Raw genomic sequence first — 1,738 nt, forward strand, 5'->3', positions numbered from 1 at the left:
CGGACGAATCGAATTCGTGCTCGGCTCGAGCGGCCACATCCAGAGCCTCGTGAATCCTCCGGGCAATTTCAAAGCGCGCTACTACGTCGGCACGCGCCTCCCCGAAGATCCCGACGAATGGGCAAAGAGCGCAGTCGAGAACAAAGGCACCTGGTGGGATCACTGGATCAAATGGGTCGCAGCGCGTTCCGGGAACGAACGTCCGGCGTCCAAGTCGCTGGGCAGCGAGATGTACAAAGCAGGAGAACCAGCGCCAGGCCTGTACGTCCACGAACGCCATTGAATAGGCGCGCTGGCGCGCGAGATCCTTCGCTGCGCTCAGGATGACGAGAAGGAGCGCTTCGCGATTTCGGAACCGGAACCGGCTTCGCTGGCGCGAAGCTGTCCGGAGGCCAGAAGCCATCTCCCACCGCTCGCGTTGCTCGCTTTGTCAGGATGACAAGGGACGCGAAGAATCTCGATGGACGCCCCGTCCGTCGCTCATCTCGCAGCTAGCACCTCTGCCAGATGACGGACTTCGATCTTGTCGCCCGCGCGGCTCAAGCCTCCGCCGATCTGCATCAAGCAGCCGCAATCGTTCGCGACTACCACCTCGGCGCCGCTTTCCCTGATGCGCGCCATCTTGTCCTCGAGCATCGAGGCCGAGATGTGCGGGAATTTCACTGAGAACATGCCGCCGAACCCGCAGCACTCCTCGCGATCGCGCAGCTCACAAATTTTGATTCCCGCCACTGCACTCAGCAGCGTCATCGGCTCGGAGCGCACACCCAGCTCGCGCATCAGATGACACGACGGATGATACGCAACCGGGCGTTCGTAGCGCGCGCCGAGATACTTCACCTTCAGCACGTTGACGATGAACTGCGAGAGCTCGAATACCCACGGCCGAATAGCGGTCGCCCTGGCGGCAAGCGCGGGATCGTCGGCAAGCAAGTCGCCGTAGAAAATTTTCAGCATGCTGGTGCATGAGCCCGACGGCACGACGATCGGAACGCCGGGTTCGACCGAGTTCAGGAAGCGCCGCGCGAGATCGACTGCCTGCTCGCGCATGCCTTCATTGAATGCCACCTGGCCGCAACAGAACGCGCCTCGAACCGGCGTCACCTTGAGCCGCAACCGCTCGAGCACGCTGGCGGCGGCATCATTGACCTCGGGAAAAAATTCCTCGGCGAGGCAGGTTGAGAATAGCCGGACTTCAGTCATTTTGCGGCCACACCACGATCACGTGCAGCGACTTTGGGCCGTGCACGCCGAGCACGATTCGCTTTTCGATATCCGCGGTCCGGCTCGGGCCCGTGATCAACGTCAGTCGATTCGCCGCGACGCCGGCCGGCCCCATCTCGGCGAGCACCGCGGCGAGACTTGTCATCACGCGATCGATTTGAACGATCACCAGACTCGCGGGCGGCAGCAGGGTGAGTGAACTCGGCCGGTTCGCGTTTGAAACTACAGCGAGCGTGCCGGTCGAGGCGATCGCAAAATCGGCATCGGCGATGCCGAGCTCGGCGTCCGCGACGCGCGCGCGCATCGCGGCGCGTTCGGTGTCCGCCACGGGCAGCGGGCGGCCGATCCTGAAATCAGCGCGTTCGAGCGCCTCGCCGATCGCGTCCATGTCGCTCGTGACGCCTTGTCCGAGCGCGACCGTTTTTACGCCGAGCTCGCCTGCCAGACTGACTATTCGATTGGTCAGTTCAGCCGGAGTCAGTATTCCGAGAAATTTGCCGCCGACTTCTTCGAG

2 protein-coding genes and 1 pseudogene are annotated in these 1,738 nt (G+C 62.8%); 1 reads left to right on the forward strand and 2 read right to left on the reverse strand.

The annotated features are described in order from the left end of the window. A pseudogene (locus VIW95_RS00825) lies at nt 1–283 on the forward strand (class II poly(R)-hydroxyalkanoic acid synthase); the annotation flags it as partial. A gap of 197 nt (nt 284–480) precedes the next feature. Here the strand turns inward: VIW95_RS00825 and VIW95_RS00830 are convergent. Then, nucleotides 481–1,203 carry a (Fe-S)-binding protein gene (locus tag VIW95_RS00830; RefSeq protein ID WP_331583033.1) on the reverse strand — a complete coding sequence of 241 codons (723 nt, stop codon included), beginning with the start codon at nt 1,201–1,203 and terminating at the stop codon, nt 481–483. After that, on the reverse strand, nt 1,196–1,738 hold a 543-nt coding region (locus tag VIW95_RS00835; protein ID WP_331583035.1), incomplete at its 5' end, for a lactate utilization protein. The genes VIW95_RS00835 and VIW95_RS00830, both read right to left, overlap by 8 nt.

Origin of the sequence: Binatus sp. (SeqCode) (assembly GCF_036522015.1) — a bacterium.
In the GTDB taxonomy this organism is placed as follows: domain Bacteria; phylum Desulfobacterota; class Binatia; order Binatales; family Binataceae; genus Binatus.